We start from the raw sequence: 22,370 nt of genomic DNA, 5'->3' as shown, positions 1-22,370 counted from the left end.
GCTGTTATCAACTCTTCTTTCGAACTAGTTGATCAAGCCCACCTTGTGGTGTTTACGTGACCTCTAGAGAGATTATCACTCTAGGCTATGCGTTAAATAGCAGAATTATGAGCATCTTTTGCGCCCTAATTCTATATAAGATTTTTCTTGTTTTTCTAAAATGTTTAACAAAATTACTTCTTTATTATCTTGAGAATTATTTATTTGAAAATTATTAAGTTCCGTAATATATGTTTTTCGTTGTGTTTCGATATCATTTAAAAAAATCTGTAATTTTTCTTTTTCGTCTAATGATAATGTATCTAATTCTTTATTGAATTTTTGTGTTTGATTTAATTCTGTATCTAAAATAATTCGATATTGAAAAATTTTAGTTTTTAAATCTATTATTTTTTGATTATTATCATCAGAAATCTGAGCCACAATTGTATTCATAAAAAAACATTTAAGAAAAAATAAGATCAGAATTAAATATTGAAATAATAAAATATTTTTTTTATTTTTATTAAAAATTTTTATATTAGTTATTAATTCTCTTTTCTTTTTTATTTGTAAAAATATGTAATAAATATATTTTTGTTAGATAAATTTTAATTATTTTGTGAATTTATAATGTTTAATTTTTTTTCAAATTTTCAAATTTCATTTTCAATTATCATTTATTTCCTTTTGAAGGAAAATATTAAGATATTTTATGAATAGAAAATATTCTAAATATAAAATATCTAACTTAATTATAACATATAAAAGGGTTCGTGATATGTTATTTCAGCAGAATATATTAGTTATATTTGATTAAAATGTTTTTTCAATAGTTTAATAATTTATTTATGCCAAAATAATAATTTATTAATAATTTTTATAGTATTAATTATTTATTTAATTTTTATATAAATAATAAATTTTTAATAAATTATTATTTTGACTTTGTAATTATATCGATATTTATGTTTAAAATATTGTTTTTTTATTTTAATAAGAAATTTTAAACTTTTTTACCTAACTAAATAAAGAACAAATGAAATTTAATTTTACATGTTTTATATATACCAAAAATATAAATTTCGATAAGTTATATGTTCGCATATTCTTATTATTAAAAAAAACAAATTGGATAATTTATAAGAAGATAATTTTAATTGAAATTTGTTTATTTGGTAAATATTTTTATTACATAATAAAAATCTTGAATTATTAAAAAGAAATTTTTAATTTACAAAGTATCTTTTCAAGATTTTTTGATTAATTATTAACTTAAAAAATGTTTTAGAAAGGAATTATATGCTAAGAAAAAGATTATTTTCACTCTTTTTAAAAGATAAAAATAACTTATCTATTAGAAATAAATTAATCGAAGTTTATGCGCCTTTGGTTTATAAAATTGTTAATCAATTTAAATATTATCCGTCTATTTTGAATAAATCAGATTTAATTCAAGAAGGCTTTTTAGGTTTAATTGGCGCTTTAGGTTATTATCAAGATTAAGGTTATGATTTTATAGCTTATGCTAGACCAACTATTAAATTTGTTATTCGCGAATTAATTCGAAATAGTCATATTCCAGTTGTTCCTCAAAAAAATTATTTTATAATTAATACTAATTTTCAAGAAACTATTTATTATTCTTTCGCTAATTATTCTTTAAATCCTCATCAAAATTGGTTAAAACAAACAGATTAGGAATTTTGGATTAAAAAAATAAGAAAAACTTTAAATTCATCAGAATTTAAAATTATTGGTTTAAGTTTTGGTTTCTTGAATAATTTTTCATGTCATAAAAAAATTTCTTATCGAGAAATAGCTTTTTCTTTAAAAATAACTCCTAAAGAAGTTCAAAAAATACGTAAAAATGCTATCCAAAAACTCAAAAGAAAATTAAATTATCTTAAAAATTTATGAATATGAATTAAACAGATATTAATCTTTAATATTTCTTAGTTATTTATTGTAATTTAGATACATAATATTAAAATTTTTTAAATTTCAAATCCAAGTTATGGAGATTATAAAAATATGAAATTATTAAAATTAAATAAATTTTATTATGTGCTTTTGATATTGCTAATTATGAAAAAGATTATAATACAAAGTATAACGCTATTTATTGGCGTCATGAAAAAAAGGTCATATGTTTTCTGACAAAGCTTATGTGTTTTATAATCTTTTTCCTTTCAAAAGAATGCCTTGTAAAACTTATCAAGAATTTGCTAATAATAAACAAATTATAAAAAATACTACTGTTTTAGTGAGTAATTTATTATTCTCTGTTAATAGAATATTTAAAGTTTTAGATACAGTACAAAAAGTAACTGGTGATAAATATATTAATGATTCGGATGATCAAATTGCTTTTATTAATTAATTTGTTAAATATTTTATTCAATATCGTCTAGAAAAGGGTATATTTTTTTGGATCCTGATCATTTAAAGGAAATTTCTTATGTTGATATAACTTTTTGCAATTGCGAGATGTTGAATTCTTTATTTTCTATGAGTTATGATTTATTAGAGAATTTTTTTTCAAAACGAGGTAGATAAAATGCCTTATGAAGATATATTTTTTAATGAAGCATCCGAGGTAGAAATGGCTGAATTAGGTCTTAATCTTCAAAATTTTTATCAAAAAATTCTTGGAAATGATTCTCTTAAAAAACGTATTAGAACTTAAATAATTCAAAAAGTTAAAAATCAAATAAACTTAAAAATTTTACAAACTGGCATTAATCAAACAACGAAATATGTCGCGAGTAAATTAATTTGTAATTTTTTGATTCCAGGAGTAATAGAAAGTTATGAAATGTTTAAATAAAAACACGATGCTACTTGTCATATTGATCAAAACATCCGTTGATATATAAAAAATCATAATCTTGAAAAAAATTAGGCTTTGCTTTAGATTATAATAAGGTAGATAATCGAGTAGAAATTTTTTCATTAGAACAAAATCAACTATCTTCCTGATTATCTTCTCATTTAATTCAGAAAATAAATATATTTAATTCCACTCATATGTTAGTTAGTCTGTTACAACCCAAAAATTTAGGAACGCCTGATATGAATTTAAATATTTATAGTGGTAAATTGAAAAAAAATTTACAAAAATAATTATTTAATAATTATTGTTAATATCATTTTTGAATCTTTTTATTCTTGAATGCTATTTTGTTTAATGTTGGATTATTTTAAAAAAATATAAATTGATTTTACAGATTATTTTTAGTTTCATTTGGATGAATTAATATATAAATATTTAATTAAATAGTTATTAATAAAAAGATAATTCAAAAACAGTAGTAATTTTCAATATATTACAACTATATTTGTGATAAATAATTTTAAAAAAGAAATTAATATTTATCAAAATTAAAAAATTAATTCAAGATTATAACATAATAACTAAAGCTAAAGCGTATTTTTCAGTATGAGTAATAGATATCATAAATTGATTATTATATTTATCTATTATATAAGGAGCTCCTTTATCGTCGTTTAATATAGACCAATCGCAATAATTATTGGTCAAATTACCTTTTTGATAAGTTTTAAATATTGCTTCTTTAGCAGCCCATCTTCCTGCTAAAAAAAAACTTTTACTTTTTAAAGAATTTATTTTTTTATAAATGTTATATTCTGAAATAGATAAAATACGATTAGATATTGAGGTTAATCCTATTTGAATAATTTTATTAATTTCAATTAAATCGATACCGATATTTTTCATTTTTGATAATTATTTACCTTTTTATATTTTATTTTTAGTTTGTGATAAAAGTTTATATAATTCTAATTCTTGAATAATAGTAATGTTTATGTTTTTAGCTTTTTCAAGTTTTTTTTTGCTGTAATTTGCCCCACAGATTAAATAATTAGTTTTTTTAGATATATTATTCACTATTAAAGCTCCTAATTTTGATAAATTTTTAATTATTTGTGCACGTGTATATTGCGACAATGTTCCTGTAATAATAATTTTTTGGTTTTTAAAAAAATTATTATCCACATTATTAATAATATTTTGAGTAGAAAAATTTAATTGATGTTTTTCTAATTGAATAATTTCTTGAACATTTTTTTCATCATTAAAAAAATTATGTATACTATGAGCTATTTCTTGTCCTATTTCGTTTATTTTAGTTAGTTGTTCTATTGTAGCTTTTTTTAAATTATATATATTATAAAATTTATTAGTTAAAATTTGAGCGATTTTACTACCTACATGTTTTATTCCTAATCCGAATAGAACGCGATCGAAAGGTTTTTGTTTACTTTTTTCTATAGCTTCCAAAATATTGTTAATTTTTTTAATGCCAAAAAAAGGTAATTTTAGTAATTGTTGTTTTTTTTCTTTAAGAATATATAAATCGGAAATTTTGTTGATAATTTTGTTTTTAAATAAAATAGTTAATGTTTGAGAGCCTAAAATATGGATATCCATAGCTTCTTTAGATGCGAAATGAATTATTTTTTGTATTTTTTTTTCATTACATTCGGAATTAATACAAAAATAATTAATTCCATTATTTTCTTTTTTTAATAATGAATCACAAGAAGGGCATTTTGTAATCATTACAAAAGGTTTTGCAGAAGCCACTCTTTTATTAATAATGACTTTAATAATTCTAGGAATAATCGATCCTGACTTTACAATAATTACGCTATCATGAATACGAATATCTTTATTTTGAATATAATTGTAATTATGCAAGGTCACACGTGATATTTTACTACCATCAAGAATAATAGGTTCAAGATCTGCTACAGGATTAATTATGCCAGTTCGGCCTACATAAAATAAAATATTTTTGATTATAGTTTCACCTGTAATGGAATTAAATTTATAAGCCAGAGCGTATTTAGGAAATTTATTTGTATAACCTATTTTCGGATATAAATCGAGTTGGTTTAATTTTATAACAATACCATCTACATCATAATTTAAAGAGGTTTTTAAATCTACATAATAATCTATAAAGTTAATTAAATCAGACCAAGAATTAATTATATGATAATATGGATTTACAGAAAAACCTAATTTTTTTAATAATTCTAAAACTTCTTTTTGAGTATGAACAATTAACGAAGTTTTTACGATACTATATAAAAAAGAAGATAAATTTCTAGAAGCGACAATATTAGGATTTAATAATCTAATGGTTCCAGACGCGGCATTACGTGGATTAGCAAAAGATTTTTTTTGTTCTTTGTTATGTTGTTCGTTTAATTTTTTAAAATTTTCATAATTAAAAAAAACTTCTCCTCTTACTTCTAAATCTATTGGTTGTAAAAGTTTTAAGGGAATATCTGTGATATTTTTAATATTATGAGTTACTACTTCTCCTACTAAGCCATTTCCTCTTGTAGTAGCTTGCATTAAAATTCCTTGTTTATATTTTAAATTAATAGCTATACCATCTATTTTTAATTCTGTAATAAAATTACAATGAGGATATTTTTCCATTATTTTTGTATAAAATTTTTTTACTTTTGTAATGTCAAAGGCATTGTCTAAAGATAACATAGGTTTACTATGAGTTATTTTAGGTATTTTGTTATCATCTAAGGAACTACCTACTTTATCAGTCGGACTATTTTTTAATTTATACTGCGGATAATTCTGTTCTAGATATATCAATTCCTGTAATAATTCATCATATTGTTGATCACTTAAAGAAGATTGATTTAAATTAAAATATTCATAATTCGCCTGATTTATTTTTTTAGTTAATTGTTTTATTTTTTTTATAATATCTAACATATTTTTTATCTATTATCCGTATTCAATATTACAATGTATTAGTTCTTTTTTTAATTGATATTTTAAAATTTTATTTTTAAGTTAAAGGTATTTTAATTTTAAAAAATATTACTAAGATTAAAAAAATATGCATATTTTACAATATGCATATTTAAATATATATCGTTATATGTTGATTAGATAATTAATTTTTGAATATCCAGTTATATTAATATCGTTATTTTTGTTAAATTAGATTATTACTAAAATTATATTTATAATTTCTTCTAATTTATTTTAGAAATTTATATATTAATATTTTATATTTGGAGAATTTTTTTCAATTAAAAACATTTATGAGGAAAATTTTATTACTTTTAGAATGATTTTAATTTTTTATTTTATAAATGAAATTTTAATTAATGATTATAAAATTAATTTTTTATAATAATTTTTGGAGATATATTTACATAATGCGGAATCTTGTATCTATTAAATCAGGCTCGGATATGACATTTTTATTAGCTTTAACATCAAATTTTGTTTCAGTTAATTTATTGTTGCTATCAAAAAATTTAGTTTCAATTAAAACTTCATTAGTGATGTAATTAAATTCTTTAATAGAAGATATTTGTTGATTTGGATTGAAAATGGTTATTTTAGTAATTTGTTGATTTGCATTAAATTCTTCTATAGCATTTAATCTATCATTAATATATTTAAAATGTTCGATTTTTATCGGATTTTGTTTATTATCCCAATAAATTTTTTTATCTATTTTATAAGGAGCAGTTTTCTGATAGAAACTCATTGTTATTAATTTTTCTTCATCATCAAATTCTGAAATATTATGTGTTATGAAACTTTTAGTATTTTCGTTATATACATTTAATATTTCAGTTTTAATTTTATTATTTTTATAAAAGGAAATTAATTCTGATTGATAATCATCAGCAAAAACTGTTTTTTTGAATAATTGATTATTTTGATATTCTTCTATTTTTTTATAATAATTATTTTCATTGTTTAAAAAGATTTTACTTATTAATTCTCCAAATTTATTAAAATATTTAATATGATCGATTTTTTCTTCTTTATTATTTTTAAAAACTATAATACTTTGGGTAGCTTCATCAGTTAATTTTTGCAAAGAAAAATCGAAGGAATTCGTTTTTGGTTGAAAAAACTTTTTTTGCAATTCTATACTTTCTTGTAAAGAATTGAATATAGGTTTTAAAGAATTTTTATTTGAATTAATATTATTGTTTTTATCGGAAATAGGTTCAATTTTTATTTTATTATTATTTTGAATTTTATTATAATTTTCTAATAGTTGTTTATGAGTTTGAGATAATTTCTCATGTTCTTCTTCTATTTCTTCATTATGAGCTAATACATTCATAATAAAAAAAATTTGACCCAATAAAATTAAGAAAATGATAAAAAATAATAATATTTTGTATAATATATTTTTGTCACTGGTGAAATTCATGTGTTTTAGTTGATCTCACTTTCTAATGATTTATAGAAATATAATAAAATCTTACTTCGTGATAATAAACCATACACAATCCTAAATGAAAAAAGTGAATTTAAATTTTAAACAAACGCAATCTAATTATAACAAAAAATAATATAATAATAAATATTAGGTATTCTTAAAGTTGTTTTACAAAAACATAATAAAGATCATTAAAATATGTGATGGAGTAGAATTTTTCGAAATATATTCGAAAAGATTATGTTTGAATATATTTGGATAAAATCAAATTATATAATTATATAAAATTTTTTTAAAATTTATTTTTAAATTTTAATTATTAATTAATTTAATTATTAATAATATTTATTAAGTTCAATTTTTTTATATTAAAAGATGAAAAAGTATAAGATTAATTTGTTAAAATAAAAGTTATTATTAATGATAAGTTTATTTTTAATATTTAAATTATTTTTTTGATATTTAGAATAATTATTTTTTAAATTTCTCATTACGTTATATTATATATAAAAAAATGAAAATGAAATGTTTTTAAAAATTGACTTTTTATTAATAAACAAAATTATAATATATAAAAATACCAAATATTATGATAAATATAATAAATTTTATTATTAATGGGAATAAATAGTTTAAAGATATAAAATATAATTGATAATAAAAATATTTATTTTGGAATTATTTATTTTGTATTTTTGGAAAGATGATTAGAATATGAAAAATATAATTAAAAAAACAGCTAATTTATTGACGATATTTCGTATTTTTTTAGTTTTTTGTATGTTACCTTTTTTATATTTAAAATTATTAAAACATGAAATAGAAATTTTTAAAAATTATTTTAATATTATTTTTATAGTAGCATCTATAACTGATTATTTAGATGGATTTATTGCAAGGAAATTTTGTCAAACAACTGTTTTTGGTAAATTTTTTGATCCTATAGCTGATAAATTATTAGTTATTATTTCTTCGTTTTATTTACTGATTTTATGTCAAAATAATCATTTATTGCACCAAGATAATGATAAAATTGTTAATTATGTTGTAAGTTTTTTGATAGTTACTATTATAAGAGATTTTATCGTGATGGGTATTCGATTATTAGCTTTTGAAAAAAAACATATTATTAGTTCTTCTTTTGGTGGTAAATTAAAAACTTTTTTGAATTTTATTTCAATTATTATAATGCTTTTATCTGCTCAATTAGAACGTTTTTTTTCTCAATTATTTCCGGAATATAATTTAAAAATGTATTTTATTATTAATTTTATTTTAGTATTGAATATTTTTATAATTGTGATTTCTGGTATAGATTATATCCTAAAAAATTTGAAGTTAATTTATTTTTAAATTATTAAAAATTTATCTTTTTTTATAATTATGATTAATTTTAGTAAAATTATATAAGAGGTGTTTAGTAAATGAATAAAGAGATATTTAAAAAACCTCCTTTAACGCAAACTATTAGCGAAATAGAAAAAATTTTCGGAAAAGGCAGTATTATGCAGATGAATTCTAATAAAGTAGAGCCTATAGAATCTATTTCGACTGGTTCTTTAGGATTGGATATAGCCTTGTCTATTGGAGGTTTGCCGAAGGGTAGAATTGTAGAAATTTTTGGACCTGAAAGTGCTGGTAAAACTACTTTAGCTTTGCATGCGATAGCAGAAGCTCAAAAATCTGGAGGTATTGTTGCTTTTATAGATGCCGAGAATTCTTTAGATATTAATTATGCTAAAAATATAGGAGTGGATGTAGATAAAATGTTAATATCTCAACCTGATTCCGGAGAAAATGCTTTAAATATTGCCAATTTTTTAATGCAAAATAATGTTGTTGATTTGATAGTAATAGATTCTGTAGCTGCTTTAGCTCCTTTAGCAGAAATAAATGGTGAGGTCGGCGATTCTTATGTAGGTATACATGCTCGAATGATGAATCAAGCTTTAAGAAAACAAAGTTATATTGTTTCTAAATCAAATTCTATTTTGCTTTATATTAATCAGTTAAGAGAAAAAGTAGGAATTACTTTTGGCAACAATGAAGTTACTCCTGGAGGAAAAGGCTTAAAATTTTTTACATCTGTTAGGTTAGATGTTCGAAAAACCTCAGAATTAATTAAAGATAATGATCAAGTTATTGGAGTAAAAACTAATGTTCGTATTGTTAAATCTAAAGTTTGTCCTCCTTATAAAACTGTTAGTTTTGATATTTTATATGGCAAAGGTATTTCTAAAATTAGTGAAATTTTAGATTTAGCAGTAAGTTTAAATTTAATTAAAAAAAATGGTATGTGGTATAGCTATAATGAACAACAAATTGGCCAAGGTAGAGAAAAGGCTCGAGAATTTTTAATGAAAAATTCAGATCTTGCAAATAAATTAGAATTAACTATTCGTCAATATTATAATTTAAATGTTAGTAAAGGAAAATAAAGTTTTTTATTAAAAATATTTATGAAGAATTTTTAAATTTGAATTATACAATTATAAAATTAATTAGTTTTTTAAAATTTTTTTAAATTTTAATAATTTTAAAAAAGATAGGAATGAATTTAAATATATGAATTTAAAAAAAATAATTTATCAAGGTGCTAATTGGAATAATTTAGATGATGAATTTACACATTATTTTTATGAACAAAATTTAAGTCAATTTTGGCGTCCAGAAGATATTAGTTTACAAAGTGATTTGCATATTTGGAATACTTTATCTCAAGAAGAACAAAAAACTTATTCTCGTAATTTGTTAGTTTTAACTTTTTTAGATACTTATCAAGGAGATATAGGCATGCCTGTTTTGGTTAGATCTTGTTTACCCGAAGAGCATCAAAAAAAAGCTACTCTTAGTTTTATGGGAGCTATGGAAAATGCTGTTCATGCTAAAAGTTATTCTAATATTTTTATGACTTTTTTGAATAAAAATGAAATTGATGATTTATTTTCTTGGGGTATGAAACAAAAAAATTTACAGAATATTTTAAATTTAATTATTAATGTTTATGAAATGTTAGATCAAAAAATAGTTATTAATAAAAATAATTATGTTTATTTAAATAGTTATGAATTTTGCGAAATAAAATGGAAAGCTCTGGTAGCTTCAGTATTTTTGGAAACTTGGTTGTTTTATAGTGGTTTTTATTATCCTTTATATTTTTATGGTCAAGGTAAATTAATGCAAGCCGGAGAGATCATTAATTTGATTATTCGTGATGAAAGTGTTCATGGAGTTTATACCGGAAGATTAGCTAAACATTTATATTCTACTTTTAATGTAGATCAAAAAAAAAGTTTATATAATTGGTTAGAAAAGTTTTTATTCCAATTATATCAAGAACAAACATTGTTAACTTCCGAACTTTATCAAAAAAAAACTTTAGTAGATGATGTTAATAAATTTGTTCGTTATAACGCTAATAAAGCTTTATTAAATTTAGGTTTAGAACAAATTTTTCCTTACGAAGACATTAATCCTGTTATTTTAAACGGATTGAATACAGAAACTAAAACAATGGATTATTTTTCTATGAAAGGTAATGGTTATCAAAAAATGAAAAGTGAAAGTTTAAAAGATGAAGATTTTATTTTTTGATTTTTGCCAATTATCTCATAAGATTATAATTTTTAATTTTTCATAAATTTGAAAATTCCCAAATAACTGTTAATTTAAATAAAAAAAAAGAAGGATATATACACCTTCTTTTTTTATTTAAATTAGATTATTTTTTCAATATTTTGCTATTTAATTTGGCAGGGATATCAGGATTCGAACCCGAACTCATGGTTTTGGAGACCATTATGCTACCATTAACATCATATCCCTAAATAAAATATTTGGTACGGGTGACAGGACTCGAACCTGCAAGCTTAAGCGCTAGAATATGGATAGAAAACCTTTATTATATTTGGTTAGCCCCCATCCAAACCGGACAGGCATGTTTCCATGCATCCGGCTTTCCGAATTCAACATAATAAATTTTTTTATTTGTTTAGATTAAAAACATATTTTTTTTATTTAATTTATATTGCGCATTTATAAATTGTTTCATAACAAAATAAAAATTATCATTTAAAAAGTGATAAAAAAATATTTATTATTTTTTAATCTTTCTGCTTCCCTTCGCCTTGTAAATAGTTTTCCTATTCTCCCTGAGAGGACCAAAAAAACCTCCGACTACTATGTCAGCTCTGCAACCTTAATTATTTTATAAAAAATAAAAAAATAATTTTAGGTTTTCCTAGGTAGCTATAAATTATAGGCTAATGATAAATAGCGGTTGGAGTCTTATAATAGGTAAAATTATTAAATTTACCTTGATGTAGATAATTGAATAAATATTTTATTCTTTATTGGTAATGATAATTACTTTAGGATCTTGAGAGTAATTATCTAATTATCTATTTAGGTATTTTGGAATATATCGTTTAACCTTCCTAAAGCTTTAGAACTAAACCACCATTCTTTGCTCTTCACTTAAATATTCAACCTTATTTTATCTTCTTCTTATGTTTAGTGTATATTTTTTAATAAATATTAAAATTAACGATTTTACTTTTTATATACTAAACATTTATGAATATGCTATTTTCCCTTTTATTCTTTCGAATTCAGGTTAATTCATCGAAGTACTTTTATTACCATTAAAAGTGAGGGGCCTAAAAAACCTCTTTAATTTATGCTCGAACTAGCGCCCTCCTAAGTCTAGTGCGTTTACCAATTTCGCCACACCCGCAACATCGTAATTTATTTTTATAAAAAAAATTTTTTTAATAAACTTAATTATTAAAGTAAAAATTATGGCAGGCCCAGCTGGATTTGAACCAACGAATGACGGAGTCAAAGTCCGTTGCCTTACCACTTGGCTATGGGCCTTCTATGTAAAAAATCAAAATTATTTTGATTAATTTTTGGATTAACTTAGAATTTAATTAAATTTGGGGCGGATGATGGGGATCGAACCCACGAATGTCGGCGCCACAAGCCGATGCGTTAACCATTTCGCCACAACCGCCACAAAAATTATTAAAATTTTCATTATTAAAAAAGTTAATAACATTACATATTATACATGAATTATAAATAAAAAAATATATTTAATGTTTATTGAAATAAATAAATCAAAATAACTTTAAAATTATTGTTTTATTTTTTTAAACTGTTTTCTTTTTCTATTGTTTTTCTATTAATAATGATTTAACAAATATTAAATCTTTGGGATCTATATATAAAGCTTTATTTTTCGAGTCGTAATAAGAATGAGATACATTGGCAAAATTATTACGATTTTCTATAGGCATATTATTTAACATAAATAATTGTATTTCAGAAAAATTTTCCATTTGGTCAAAAATTTTTTTTAAGCTTTCGGGTATTTGTTTTTTAAGCGCCTCGTCAATAAATTTTAAGTCTATATTTTTTAATATATCTGGAGATAAATTTTTATTATTTTCTGAATTATTATTTTTTAAATCTTTTTGTATTGATGAATTTTCATGATAAGTTTTTGATTTTGTATTAATTTTTAATAATTCTGTTTCCAAATTTTTTATCTGTTGTTTAAGCATTTCTTGTTCGAAATAGTTTTTTTGTTGTTGTAATTCTATTTTTGTTTCCATTTTATATTGATTTAATTCAAGACGAAAAGCTTGTTCTTTATTTTTGTTTTCGTTTTCTTTTCGATTAATTTCTAGCATTTTTAATTCTATTAAGGTTAAATTTTTATCTTGATATAATTCATTTGGTAATGGATGTTGTATAGAAAATTGAGGAATTTCTGTTTTTGAATTTAATTCAGAGTTTTGATTATCTTTATTTTTATATTCTTGAATATTAAAAATAAAATTGAAATTTAACAATAAAATACGATATAGAAAAGTTAAAATTTTTTTAAGTACTATTTTAATAATTTCTGAAAACATAAAAATGCTTAAAAAATATATCCACCAATAATTTTCAAAAGGAAAGCGATTTAACCATTCTTTAATATTTATCATCATATTTATTATCAAATTATTGACACAACCTTCTGTATAATCATTGTTTTTAACAATGTTATCTCGAATTTATTTTTATCATTTAATTGCGTTAATTTCGAAAATAATGAAGCAATTTATTGAAATTTTATTAATTTGGTAACGTTGAGTAGTAAAAAAATATGTTTAATTAAAATTATTTTGTATGAATATAAGATGCTGTTTTTTTGATAATAATCAGACATTTAGTTAATGGTTTTTGATAATAGGGTTATTTATTATCTATTTTGTGTATTTATAAAAAATTCTTTTTCGGAAGAATCAGAGTTTGGATGATTTGAATTTTCTTGTAATTGTATTCGACTTATTCTGTTCTTAAGATTTTCTAAATCTATATTTATCTTATCTAGAATACTCGAATAATTACTGGTTGTTAATGAAAATTTTTCTTTTGGATTATTTAAATCATTCATCTGTTTTTGTATTTCTTTTAATTTGATTTGGACTAGAAATAAATTAGTTTGATTACAAGTATCATTTATTGTTTGAGTTAGATTTTGAATATGTTGTTCGTATTCAGTTATTTTTTTTTGTAAACTTTGTTCTGTTATTAATTTCGGATATTTTGTTATTGTTTTTGGTTTAGAAAAAAAATTCCAATTAATATCAATATTAAAAAGAGCTTTTACATTACTTAATTTAGAATTAGATAAATTACCTTGTTTATTTATAAATAAACCGAAAAAATTAACTACTACAAGATTTAACAACAAAAATATAATGAATTTTAATTGGATTTTTTTAAGCATTTTTTCTCTCCCTCAATTGTTTAAATAAAATGCAAAAATTATATGTTTTTTTATTTAAAAAATCATAAATTTTATATCAATATTTTAACATTTTTCGATTAATGTTTCAATATTTTAGGATATTTTGATACAAAATATAAATTAAGTTCTTTAAATTAAATTTAATTCATATTATTTAATATTAATTTGAGTCTTTAGGTTTAAAAATAATTATAATTAATGATTAGTTTTTATATTTTAAGTATGAAAAATAAGTAAATGTAAAATGTTAAATTTTTTAAAAAAAGATTATATCGGAAATATTTTTTATATTTTCTAAAAATATCTGCTTTAATAAGTTTTAATTGTTATGTGTTATAATTATTAACACATTTTTTAATTTAAAAATTTGGAAATTAATATTAATAAAATAATTTAGTATTAAAAAAATTTTAAATTATTTTGTATGAGATCAAAAAATACAAACTATAAATTTTAAATATATTTTTTAATTGGATTAAATGAATATAAATAGGGAGAAAATTAAATTTCATAAAATGAGCAAAAATGATAAAAAAAATAAAGAAAATATAAATGAATATAGCGCTTCTAGTATTGAAATTTTAGAAGGTTTAGAAGCTGTGCGTAAAAAGCCAGGGATGTATATTGATTCCGTTACTATGAAAGGAGCATATCATTTAATTTGGGAAATTATAGATAATTCTATAGATGAAGCTTTAGCAGGATATGCTACAGAAATTATTTTAAAAATTTTTCCGAATAATGTAGTTAGTGTTTCTGATAATGGCAGAGGTATTCCTGTCGACATTCATCCTAAAACTAACAAATCAGCCGTAGAAACTATTTTAACTACTTTACATGCTGGCGGAAAATTTAAAAATACTCCAAATTCTAAAAATTACAGTTATTCGGGTGGTCAACATGGCGTAGGTGCTTCTGTAGTGAATGCTTTATCTAATTGGTTTATTGTTGAAATTTTTTTGAATGGTAAAATATATTATCAAAAGTATGAAAAAGGTGTCCCTACTTCATCTTTACAAATTATGGGAGATACTAATAAAAGAGGAACTACTATTACATTTTTACCTGATGAAACTATTTTTCAAGATCTTAAAGATACTTCTTATAGTTTAGATGTTTTAAAAAAAAGAATACAACAATTATCTTTTTTAAATAAAAATGTTAAATTAATTCTAGAAGATTTGCGCTTTCAACCTTCTCAAATTATTAATTTTTATTCAAGAGGCGGTATTCAAGAATATCTTCAATATTTAAATGAAAATAAAAAAGTTTTAAATCAACCTTTTTATCAAGAAAGTTCGGAAAATAATATTTTTTTAGAAATTGCTTTTCAATATAATGAAAATTATATTTCTAATATTTATTCTTTTGTAAATAATATACCTACGCATGAAGGTGGAACTCATGAGGAAGGTTTTAAAATGGCTTTAAATAGAGTTTTATCTAAATATGCTAAAGATAAAAATTTATTAAAAAAAGATTTTAGTTTTATTGGCGAAGATACTTTAGAAGGAATTACAGCTATTATTGCTTTAAAACATTATGATCCTTTATTTGAAGGTCAAACCAAATCTAGATTAGGTAATTATGATATAAGACAATTTGTTTCTAAAAATTTTGGTCTGGCTTTGGAAAATTATTTATTAGAGAACCCACAAGAAGCTAGAAAAATTATTGATAAATGTTTATTAGCAGCTAAAGCCAGAGTAGCAGCTAAAAAAGCTCGTGAAATTACTAGAAAAAAATCTCCTTTAGATAATTTAAGTTTTGCTTCAAAATTAGCTGATTGTCGCACTAAAAATCCTGCTTTGGCAGAATTATATATTGTTGAAGGTGATTCTGCAGGTGGTTCTGCTAAACAAGGCAGAGATTCTGCTTTTCAAGCAATTTTGCCTTTAAGAGGTAAAATTATTAATGTCGAAAAAGCTCGATTAAATAAAATTTTAGTTAATAATGAAATTCTCTCTTTAATTCAATCTTTTGGTACAGGTTTTGACAAGGAATTTAATATTTCTAAAGCACGTTATCATAAAATTATTATTATGACAGATGCTGATGTTGATGGCGCTCATATAAGAACTTTATTATTAACTTTCTTGTTTAGACAATTCAGACCTTTGATTGAAAATAATTATATTTATTTTGCTCAACCCCCTTTATATAAGGTACAAAATAATAAAAAAATCTTTTACTTTTATACAGAACAAGAATTAAAAAATTTTATAAATCGCAAAAATGATTCTCAAAGAATTGTTGTCCAAAGATATAAAGGATTAGGTGAGATGAATGCAGAACAACTTTGGGAAACTACTATGGATCCCGCAACTAGAACGTTATTACAGGTTAAATTAGAAGATGCGGTAGAAGCTGATAGAATTTTTACTATGTTAATGGGCGAAGAGGTTAGCAATAGGAAAATTTTTATTCAAGAAAATGCTACTTATGCTGATATAGATATTTAATTTAATATTTGTAATTATTAGATTTACTGGTGATTTAAAATAATAAATAAAAAAACAAATCCATTATTAATAAAAAAGGCGTAAAATATGATATTAAAAAAAATAAAAAAAAATGATCATTTAAATGAAGAATATAATCCCTTAGATTCTAAAATTAATCTTAATCGTGTTGAAATAGTAGATATAAATGAAGAAGTGAAAAAATCTTTTTTAAGTTATGCTATGAGTGTTATCGTTAGAAGAGCTCTTCCTGATATTAGAGATGGTATGAAACCGGTACAAAGAAGAATTTTGTATATAATGAACGATTTAGGATTAGCTAATCAAGAACGTTTTAAAAAATCTGCTGCTGTAGTGGGAGCCGTTATGGGTCGATGTCATCCTCATGGAGATAATAGTATTTATGAAGCTATGGTTCGTATGGCGCAGGATTTTAATTATCGTTATCCTTTAATTAAAGGTCATGGTAATTTTGGTTCTATTGATGGAGATTCAGCAGCAGCTATGCGTTACACAGAAGCTAGAATGTCTAAGATAGCTCTAGAATTAATTCGTAATATCGAACAAGAAACTGTGGATTTTATTGATACTTATGATGGTAACGAAAAAGAACCTACTGTTTTACCAACTTTATTTCCTAATCTTTTAGTGAATGGTTCTACTGGTATTGCTGTAGGCATGGCTACCAATATACCACCTCATAATTTTAAAGAAGTTGTTAATGCTTTAATTGCTTTTATTAATAACAAGGATATAGAAGTAAAGGAATTAATGAAATATATAAAAGGACCAGATTTCCCTACAGGAGGTGAAATTTTAGGTGCTGATAATTTAAAACATATTTATGATACTGGTAAAGGACGTATTTTTATTAGATCTAAAGCGCAAATAATTCAAAATGATAAAAATAAAAATTCTATTATTATTACTGAAATACCTTTTCAAATTAAAAAAAGTAGTTTAATTGAATCTATTGTTGTATTGGCTAAAGAAAAAATTATAGATGGAATTACAGATTTAAGGGATGAATCTAATCGTAAAGGTATTAAACTTGTTATTGATTTGAAAAGAGATATTAATCCTCATGTAGTTCTGAATAATTTATATAAAAATTCTCAAGTACAAGTTTCCTTTAATTTTAATATGATTGCTTTGGTAAAAGGGGTTCCTAAAATAGTTAATTTAAAACAAATGTTAAAAGAGTTTTTTGATTTTCGTATTAATGTTATTCAACGTCAAAAACAATTTGAATTATCTAAAGCTCTTAAAAAACAACATTTAGTAAAAGCTTTAATTATTGCTTTAAATGATATTGATCAAGTAGTTGAATTGATTAAAGCTTCATCTAATGCCAAATCAGCACAAATTCAATTAATGGAAAAATATCAATTGGATGAACCGCAAAGTAAAGTTATTTTAGAAATGAGTTTACAAAGAATTACTAATTTAGAAATAGAGAAAATTAAACAAGAAAATACAGAATTATCATTAAAAATTACAGAATGCGAAAATATTATTAATTCTATTTCTTTAAAAGAACAAATTTTAAAACAAGATTTATTAAATTTACAAAAAATTTTTCAAGATCCGCGTAGAACTGTTATTAATACAGAAAATAATAATTTAGATATAGATGAAGCATCATTAATCGAAAAAGAAAAGATTTTAATTACTATTACTCATAAAGGATATATTAAACGTTTAAGTTTGAATACTTATAAAAAACAAAATAAAGGTGGTAAGGGTGTTATAGGGATTACTATGAATCAAAATGATTTTGTAGAGCATTTTGCTATAACTTCCACACATGATTATCAATTGTTTTTTACTAATAAAGGTAAAGTATATCAGATTAAAGGTTATGAAATAGCGTCTTATTCTCGTCATGCTAAAGGTATCCCTTTGGTTAATTTAATTCCTATGGCTAAAGGCGAATTTTTAACTACTTTAACAAGCGTAACAGAATTTACTAATAATAAAGATTATTTGGTATTAGTGACTAAAAAAGGATTTATTAAAAGAAACCTTATTCAAGAATATGCTAATATCCGATCTAATGGTAAAATAGCTTTCGCTTTAAAAGAAGATGATGAAGTTTTAGCAGTATTGAAAACTTCTGGTCATCAAGATATTATTTTAGCTAGTTCTGGTGGTAAATCTATTCGTTTAAAAGAAAATTTTATTCGAACTACCCATCGTAGAGGTACTGGAGTTATCGGTATGCGTATGGATAAAAATGAGCAAATTGTAGGTGCAGCTGTTGTTTCTCATCCGGAACAAGATATTTTGGTAGTAACAGAATTTGGTTATGGTAAAAAAACTCAAGCAAGTTTTTATAAACCTCAAAAACGAGGCGGAAAAGGTGTTAAAACTTTAAAAATTACTGATAAAAAAGGAAAATTAGTAACTTTAAAAACTATTTTTCCAAATGAAGAATTAATTTTAATTTCTCATTTAGGTCAAGTTATTCGTATTGAAGCTAATAAAGTTTCGACTACTAAATCCAAAAATACTCAAGGCAATAGGTTATTTAAATTAAAAGAAGATGATAAATTAATTAATGTAGTAGTAGTGCAAAAACAAGAAGATGTTCAACAAATAGGTTAAACATTTATAATCGCTTAATTAGATTAATATTTTTTTATTTTTTAAATAAGTTAATACAATTTTTAAAAAATATAATATTACAAAATTAGAATCAGAGTTAAAAAAATTTTTATTTAGTTTAAAGATAGAAATCGGATTTTGAAAAAATTTTTTATATGTTTTTATAAGGAAATATTTTTTAAAATCACAATATAAATTTTATTTTAAAGTTAACTTGGATAATATACTACCGTAATTTACAAAATGGAATTAAAAATGAAAATTATTTATAATAAAATATGTTTAAAATCGATACAAACTAAAATGGCTGGTATTTTTTTAGCCCAAAAAATTATATTTACGAACTTATATAAAAGAAAAAAAAATATTTTACTCATTCAAGGATCAATGGGAATAGGTAAGACTATTTTTGTCAAAGGTTTTGCTCAAAAATTAGGAATTTTAAGGATTAATAGTCCGAGTTTTAATTTTTTTAAAATTTATAACTTTAATAACAATAAATTGTTTCATATGGATCTTTTTCGTTTTGAAAATAATAGTAAATTATTTTTTTTATTAGAAGAAGTCTTCGAATATTTAAGTATAGGAGATATTCTTTTAATAGAATCGACTTATTTAAATAATGAAATCGAAAAATTATGTGATTTCAAAATTGAAATTAAATTTTTAAAATATAATAGTAGGTTAATCACAATAGAACAAAAAAATGTTGAAAATTAATAAAAAAAGATTATGATGAATAAAATAGAAAAAAAAATATATAATTATCCATTATTCTTTAAAGAAAATATTTTAATTATAGATACTTCAACAGATATGCAAATAGTTATTTTGACGCGCGAACAAGAAATTCTAGATATAAGTATTAATATTAAACCTAAAAGTTTTGTATCTTGTATGATACCCTTAATTAATAAGATTTTACAAACTAATTCTATACACTTATTTAACATAAAGAAAATTATAGTAGGTTGTGGTCCTGGTTCTTATACTGGTACTAAAATAGGGGTTTTAACCTCGAAATTATTAGCTTTAGAATTAAAAATTCCTTTATTTAAGATTAGTAGTTTATTGTTGTTATCTAGTGGTTTTGATCGAAATTGTTTGACTCCGAAAATTAAAATTAATTTAGATCATTTTTATGCTATTAGTTTCCGAAATAACAAAATTATTTTACAAGAATCAAGATATTCTTCGGATTTTCTTTTTAATTATCCCAATCATATTTTATTAAGTTCTTTAAATTATAAAATTTCTTTGTTTAAAATATTGAATTATTTGGATATTGTTGATAATCCTCATGAATTGTCTCCGAATTATTGTTGTTCTAGTTGGTTTTAAAAGATAGAAATAATTTGACTATTTATTTAATCAAATATAATAAAACATGATAATAAAATAAAAAACTAACAAGTGGTGACATAAAGTTAGTCTTCGCAAGAAGATAAATTATGGCAAGCCGGATGCTGGGAAACTTGCTTGTCCGGTTTAGAGGGGGGCTGTTTGTAATAGATATCAGAAAGATAAAATCAATCTTGAAATCGAAACGCAAATAATCTATCCCTATAAAATATTGAAATCAAAATTGTGCAAGATAAAAGGTTATATCAAATTCGATATAATTTAAAAAAATTTCATATTTTATTTCTGAATATGAAATATAAAATATGGAGAAAATTTGAGTATTTTTTATTTGAGAGTAATTTTTGAATATAAAATTGCAAATGCTAAATTATTTACTCTACTTAATTATTAAAAAAACTATATAAATTTAATAATTAAGAATTTAATAGTTTTTAAATCAAAATATTAATTATATAAATCTTTTAAATAGTGCTTTTTTGAATTTTTTTATTTTTAGAATAATGTTTTTAGTTTTAATTTGATTAAATACTCCGAGATCTTTTTTGTAAATGAAATTAATTTTAAGTAAAATCAAAATATAGTAATATATTTTTCAATACAAATCAATAAAATTTCTCATTGTAAATTAAAAAAATAATTTAGATATGTATTTTTTTAAATACAATGAGATTATTTATTTGTTATTTGTTGTTAATAAAATAAAAGTTTATAAAGAAATATAAAAGGTTATTAATTATGATTATTTTATCTATCGAAACTAGTTGTGATGAGACTAGTGTTGCTATTACTCGGGATGGAAAAGAAGTATTAGCAAATGAAACTTTTTCACAAATTAAATGTCACCAAAAGTATGGCGGTGTAGTTCCTGAAATAGCTTCACGTAAACATTTAGAAGTTATAACATATTTTTTAAAAAAAGCTTTTATTAAGACAAAAATTAAACCAAAAGATATAGATTTAGTTGCTGTAACTCATGGTCCGGGATTAATAGGATCATTATTATTGGGAGTTAATGCTGCTAATACCTGGTCTTATATTTATCAAAAGCCTTTGATAGGCATTAATCATTTAATAGGTCATATTTATTCTGTTCAAATAGAAAATGAAATAGAATTTCCCGCTTTAGCTTTGATTGTTTCGGGAGGTCATACCGAATTACTTTATTTAAATGATCACTTTGATATACAAAAATTAGGAACTACTTTAGATGATGCTGTTGGCGAAGTTTATGATAAAATTGCTAAAAATTTAAATTTAAATTATCCAGGAGGACCTATTATAGAAAAACTTGCTCTCCAGGGTGAAGCTGTTTTTAATTTTAATTTACCTTATGTTAAAAACAATAATCTAGATTTTAGTTTTTCAGGATTAAAAAGTCAAATTATTAATTTAATTAATAAAAATCGTCATAATATGTCAAATAAATTAGTTTTTGATATATGTGCTTCTTTTCAAAAAATAGTTATTGAAGTTTTATTAATTAAAATAAAAAGAGCTTTAAAAAAATTTCCTACTAAAAATTTAATTTTAGTAGGAGGTGTTGCTTCTAATTCAAGTTTAAAAAAACAATTTTTGCGAGAGTTTCCTAATTTAAGATTATTAATTCCAAGCTTAAATTTTTGCACAGATCAAGCTGCCATGATTGGTATTGCGGCTTATTATCAATATAAATTTCAAAAACCTACAAAATTATATAATTATGATTTAACAGGATTAGCAAATTTAACTTCTTTTTTTTAAAAATTTTAAAATCATTAGTTCAATTTTTTTATTAAATAATATTAAAAAAAATATTTTGGTACATATTGGTATATAGGGATAGATTATTTGCGTTTCGATTTCAAGATTGATTTTATCTTTCTGATATCTATTACAAACAGCCCCCCTCTAAACCGG

18 protein-coding genes and 3 tRNA genes are annotated in these 22,370 nt (G+C 22.2%); 12 read left to right on the top strand and 9 right to left on the bottom strand.

Annotated features, from left to right (window positions below; translation table 11 throughout):
• Positions 1-105: 105 nt before the first annotated feature.
• On the bottom strand, positions 106-435 hold the full coding sequence (locus OC683_RS00165) for a hypothetical protein (RefSeq protein ID WP_304514559.1): 330 nt from the start codon (positions 433-435) through the stop codon (positions 106-108).
• Between the two features lie 846 nt (positions 436-1,281).
• On the opposite strand from OC683_RS00165, the gene OC683_RS02460 reads away from it, so the two are divergent.
• The 4 genes from OC683_RS02460 to OC683_RS00150 all read left to right on the top strand — a co-directional run bounded on the left by OC683_RS02460 (position 1,282) and on the right by OC683_RS00150 (position 2,668).
• Positions 1,282-1,485, top strand: coding sequence for a sigma factor (locus tag OC683_RS02460; RefSeq protein ID WP_320411926.1), 204 nt, complete (start codon positions 1,282-1,284; stop codon positions 1,483-1,485).
• Positions 1,486-1,755: 270 nt separating this feature from the next.
• Entirely contained in the window at positions 1,756-1,899 is a 144-nt protein-coding gene (locus OC683_RS02455; protein WP_320411925.1) for a hypothetical protein, read from the top strand.
• Positions 1,900-2,128: 229 nt separating this feature from the next.
• Entirely contained in the window at positions 2,129-2,362 is a 234-nt protein-coding gene (locus OC683_RS00155) for a hypothetical protein (protein WP_304514558.1), read from the top strand.
• A 177-nt stretch (positions 2,363-2,539) separates the two neighbouring features.
• Positions 2,540-2,668, top strand: a complete 129-nt coding sequence (locus OC683_RS00150; RefSeq protein ID WP_304514557.1) for a hypothetical protein — start codon at positions 2,540-2,542, stop codon at positions 2,666-2,668.
• A 714-nt stretch (positions 2,669-3,382) separates the two neighbouring features.
• On the opposite strand, the gene acpS is transcribed toward OC683_RS00150, so the two are convergent.
• From acpS to OC683_RS00135, 3 genes are all read right to left on the bottom strand, one after another.
• Positions 3,383-3,721 (bottom strand): holo-ACP synthase, encoded by a 339-nt coding sequence (gene acpS / locus OC683_RS00145; RefSeq protein ID WP_304514556.1) that lies wholly within the window; start codon positions 3,719-3,721, stop codon positions 3,383-3,385.
• 21 nt (positions 3,722-3,742) lie between these two features.
• Positions 3,743-5,755: an NAD-dependent DNA ligase LigA gene (ligA, locus tag OC683_RS00140; protein WP_304514555.1), complete on the bottom strand. Its 2,013-nt coding sequence runs from the start codon at positions 5,753-5,755 to the stop codon at positions 3,743-3,745.
• Positions 5,756-6,200: 445 nt separating this feature from the next.
• Positions 6,201-7,226, bottom strand: coding sequence for a hypothetical protein (locus OC683_RS00135; protein ID WP_304514554.1), 1,026 nt, complete (start codon positions 7,224-7,226; stop codon positions 6,201-6,203).
• A 723-nt stretch (positions 7,227-7,949) separates the two neighbouring features.
• On the opposite strand from OC683_RS00135, the gene pgsA reads away from it, so the two are divergent.
• The 3 genes from pgsA to nrdF all read left to right on the top strand — a co-directional run bounded on the left by pgsA (position 7,950) and on the right by nrdF (position 10,829).
• Positions 7,950-8,588, top strand: a complete 639-nt coding sequence (gene pgsA, locus OC683_RS00130; protein ID WP_304514553.1) for a CDP-diacylglycerol--glycerol-3-phosphate 3-phosphatidyltransferase — start codon at positions 7,950-7,952, stop codon at positions 8,586-8,588.
• A gap of 71 nt (positions 8,589-8,659) precedes the next feature.
• Positions 8,660-9,673: a recombinase RecA gene (recA, locus tag OC683_RS00125; protein WP_304514552.1), complete on the top strand. Its 1,014-nt coding sequence runs from the start codon at positions 8,660-8,662 to the stop codon at positions 9,671-9,673.
• 127 nt (positions 9,674-9,800) lie between these two features.
• The gene (nrdF, locus tag OC683_RS00120) at positions 9,801-10,829 is read left to right on the top strand and encodes a class 1b ribonucleoside-diphosphate reductase subunit beta (RefSeq protein WP_304514551.1); all 1,029 of its coding nucleotides are present in this window, start codon (positions 9,801-9,803) and stop codon (positions 10,827-10,829) included.
• A 156-nt stretch (positions 10,830-10,985) separates the two neighbouring features.
• On the opposite strand, the gene OC683_RS00115 is transcribed toward nrdF, so the two are convergent.
• From OC683_RS00115 to OC683_RS00095, 5 genes are all read right to left on the bottom strand, one after another.
• Positions 10,986-11,060, bottom strand: a tRNA-Trp gene (locus OC683_RS00115).
• Positions 11,061-12,035: 975 nt separating this feature from the next.
• Positions 12,036-12,110 (bottom strand) — tRNA-Gln (locus OC683_RS00110).
• A gap of 63 nt (positions 12,111-12,173) precedes the next feature.
• Positions 12,174-12,249, bottom strand: a tRNA-His gene (locus OC683_RS00105).
• A 157-nt stretch (positions 12,250-12,406) separates the two neighbouring features.
• Positions 12,407-13,246 carry a hypothetical protein gene (locus OC683_RS00100; RefSeq protein ID WP_304514550.1) on the bottom strand — a complete coding sequence of 280 codons (840 nt, stop codon included), beginning with the start codon at positions 13,244-13,246 and terminating at the stop codon, positions 12,407-12,409.
• Between the two features lie 242 nt (positions 13,247-13,488).
• Entirely contained in the window at positions 13,489-14,019 is a 531-nt protein-coding gene (locus OC683_RS00095) for a hypothetical protein (protein ID WP_304514548.1), read from the bottom strand.
• 536 nt (positions 14,020-14,555) lie between these two features.
• On the opposite strand from OC683_RS00095, the gene OC683_RS00090 reads away from it, so the two are divergent.
• The 5 genes from OC683_RS00090 (at position 14,556) to tsaD (ending at position 22,214) form a co-directional block, all read left to right on the top strand.
• Complete coding sequence (locus OC683_RS00090; protein ID WP_304514561.1) at positions 14,556-16,502, top strand: DNA topoisomerase subunit B; 1,947 nt, start codon at positions 14,556-14,558, stop codon at positions 16,500-16,502.
• Between the two features lie 87 nt (positions 16,503-16,589).
• Complete coding sequence (gene gyrA / locus OC683_RS00085) at positions 16,590-19,109, top strand: DNA gyrase subunit A (RefSeq protein ID WP_304514547.1); 2,520 nt, start codon at positions 16,590-16,592, stop codon at positions 19,107-19,109.
• Positions 19,110-19,364: 255 nt separating this feature from the next.
• Positions 19,365-19,829 carry a tRNA (adenosine(37)-N6)-threonylcarbamoyltransferase complex ATPase subunit type 1 TsaE gene (gene tsaE / locus OC683_RS00080; protein ID WP_304514546.1) on the top strand — a complete coding sequence of 155 codons (465 nt, stop codon included), beginning with the start codon at positions 19,365-19,367 and terminating at the stop codon, positions 19,827-19,829.
• Between the two features lie 15 nt (positions 19,830-19,844).
• Positions 19,845-20,450, top strand: a complete 606-nt coding sequence (gene tsaB / locus OC683_RS00075; RefSeq protein ID WP_304514545.1) for a tRNA (adenosine(37)-N6)-threonylcarbamoyltransferase complex dimerization subunit type 1 TsaB — start codon at positions 19,845-19,847, stop codon at positions 20,448-20,450.
• Positions 20,451-21,209: 759 nt separating this feature from the next.
• Positions 21,210-22,214 carry a tRNA (adenosine(37)-N6)-threonylcarbamoyltransferase complex transferase subunit TsaD gene (tsaD, locus tag OC683_RS00070; protein WP_304514544.1) on the top strand — a complete coding sequence of 335 codons (1,005 nt, stop codon included), beginning with the start codon at positions 21,210-21,212 and terminating at the stop codon, positions 22,212-22,214.
• The last annotated feature ends 156 nt before the right edge of the window (positions 22,215-22,370 follow it).

The sequence above is a fragment of the Candidatus Phytoplasma crotalariae genome, assembly GCF_030586865.1.
GTDB classification, from domain to species: Bacteria; Bacillota_I; Bacilli_A; order Acholeplasmatales; family Acholeplasmataceae; genus Phytoplasma; species Phytoplasma citri.
Note: the sequence above shows the minus strand (reverse complement) of the source record. Positions and strands in the feature narration are given on the sequence as shown.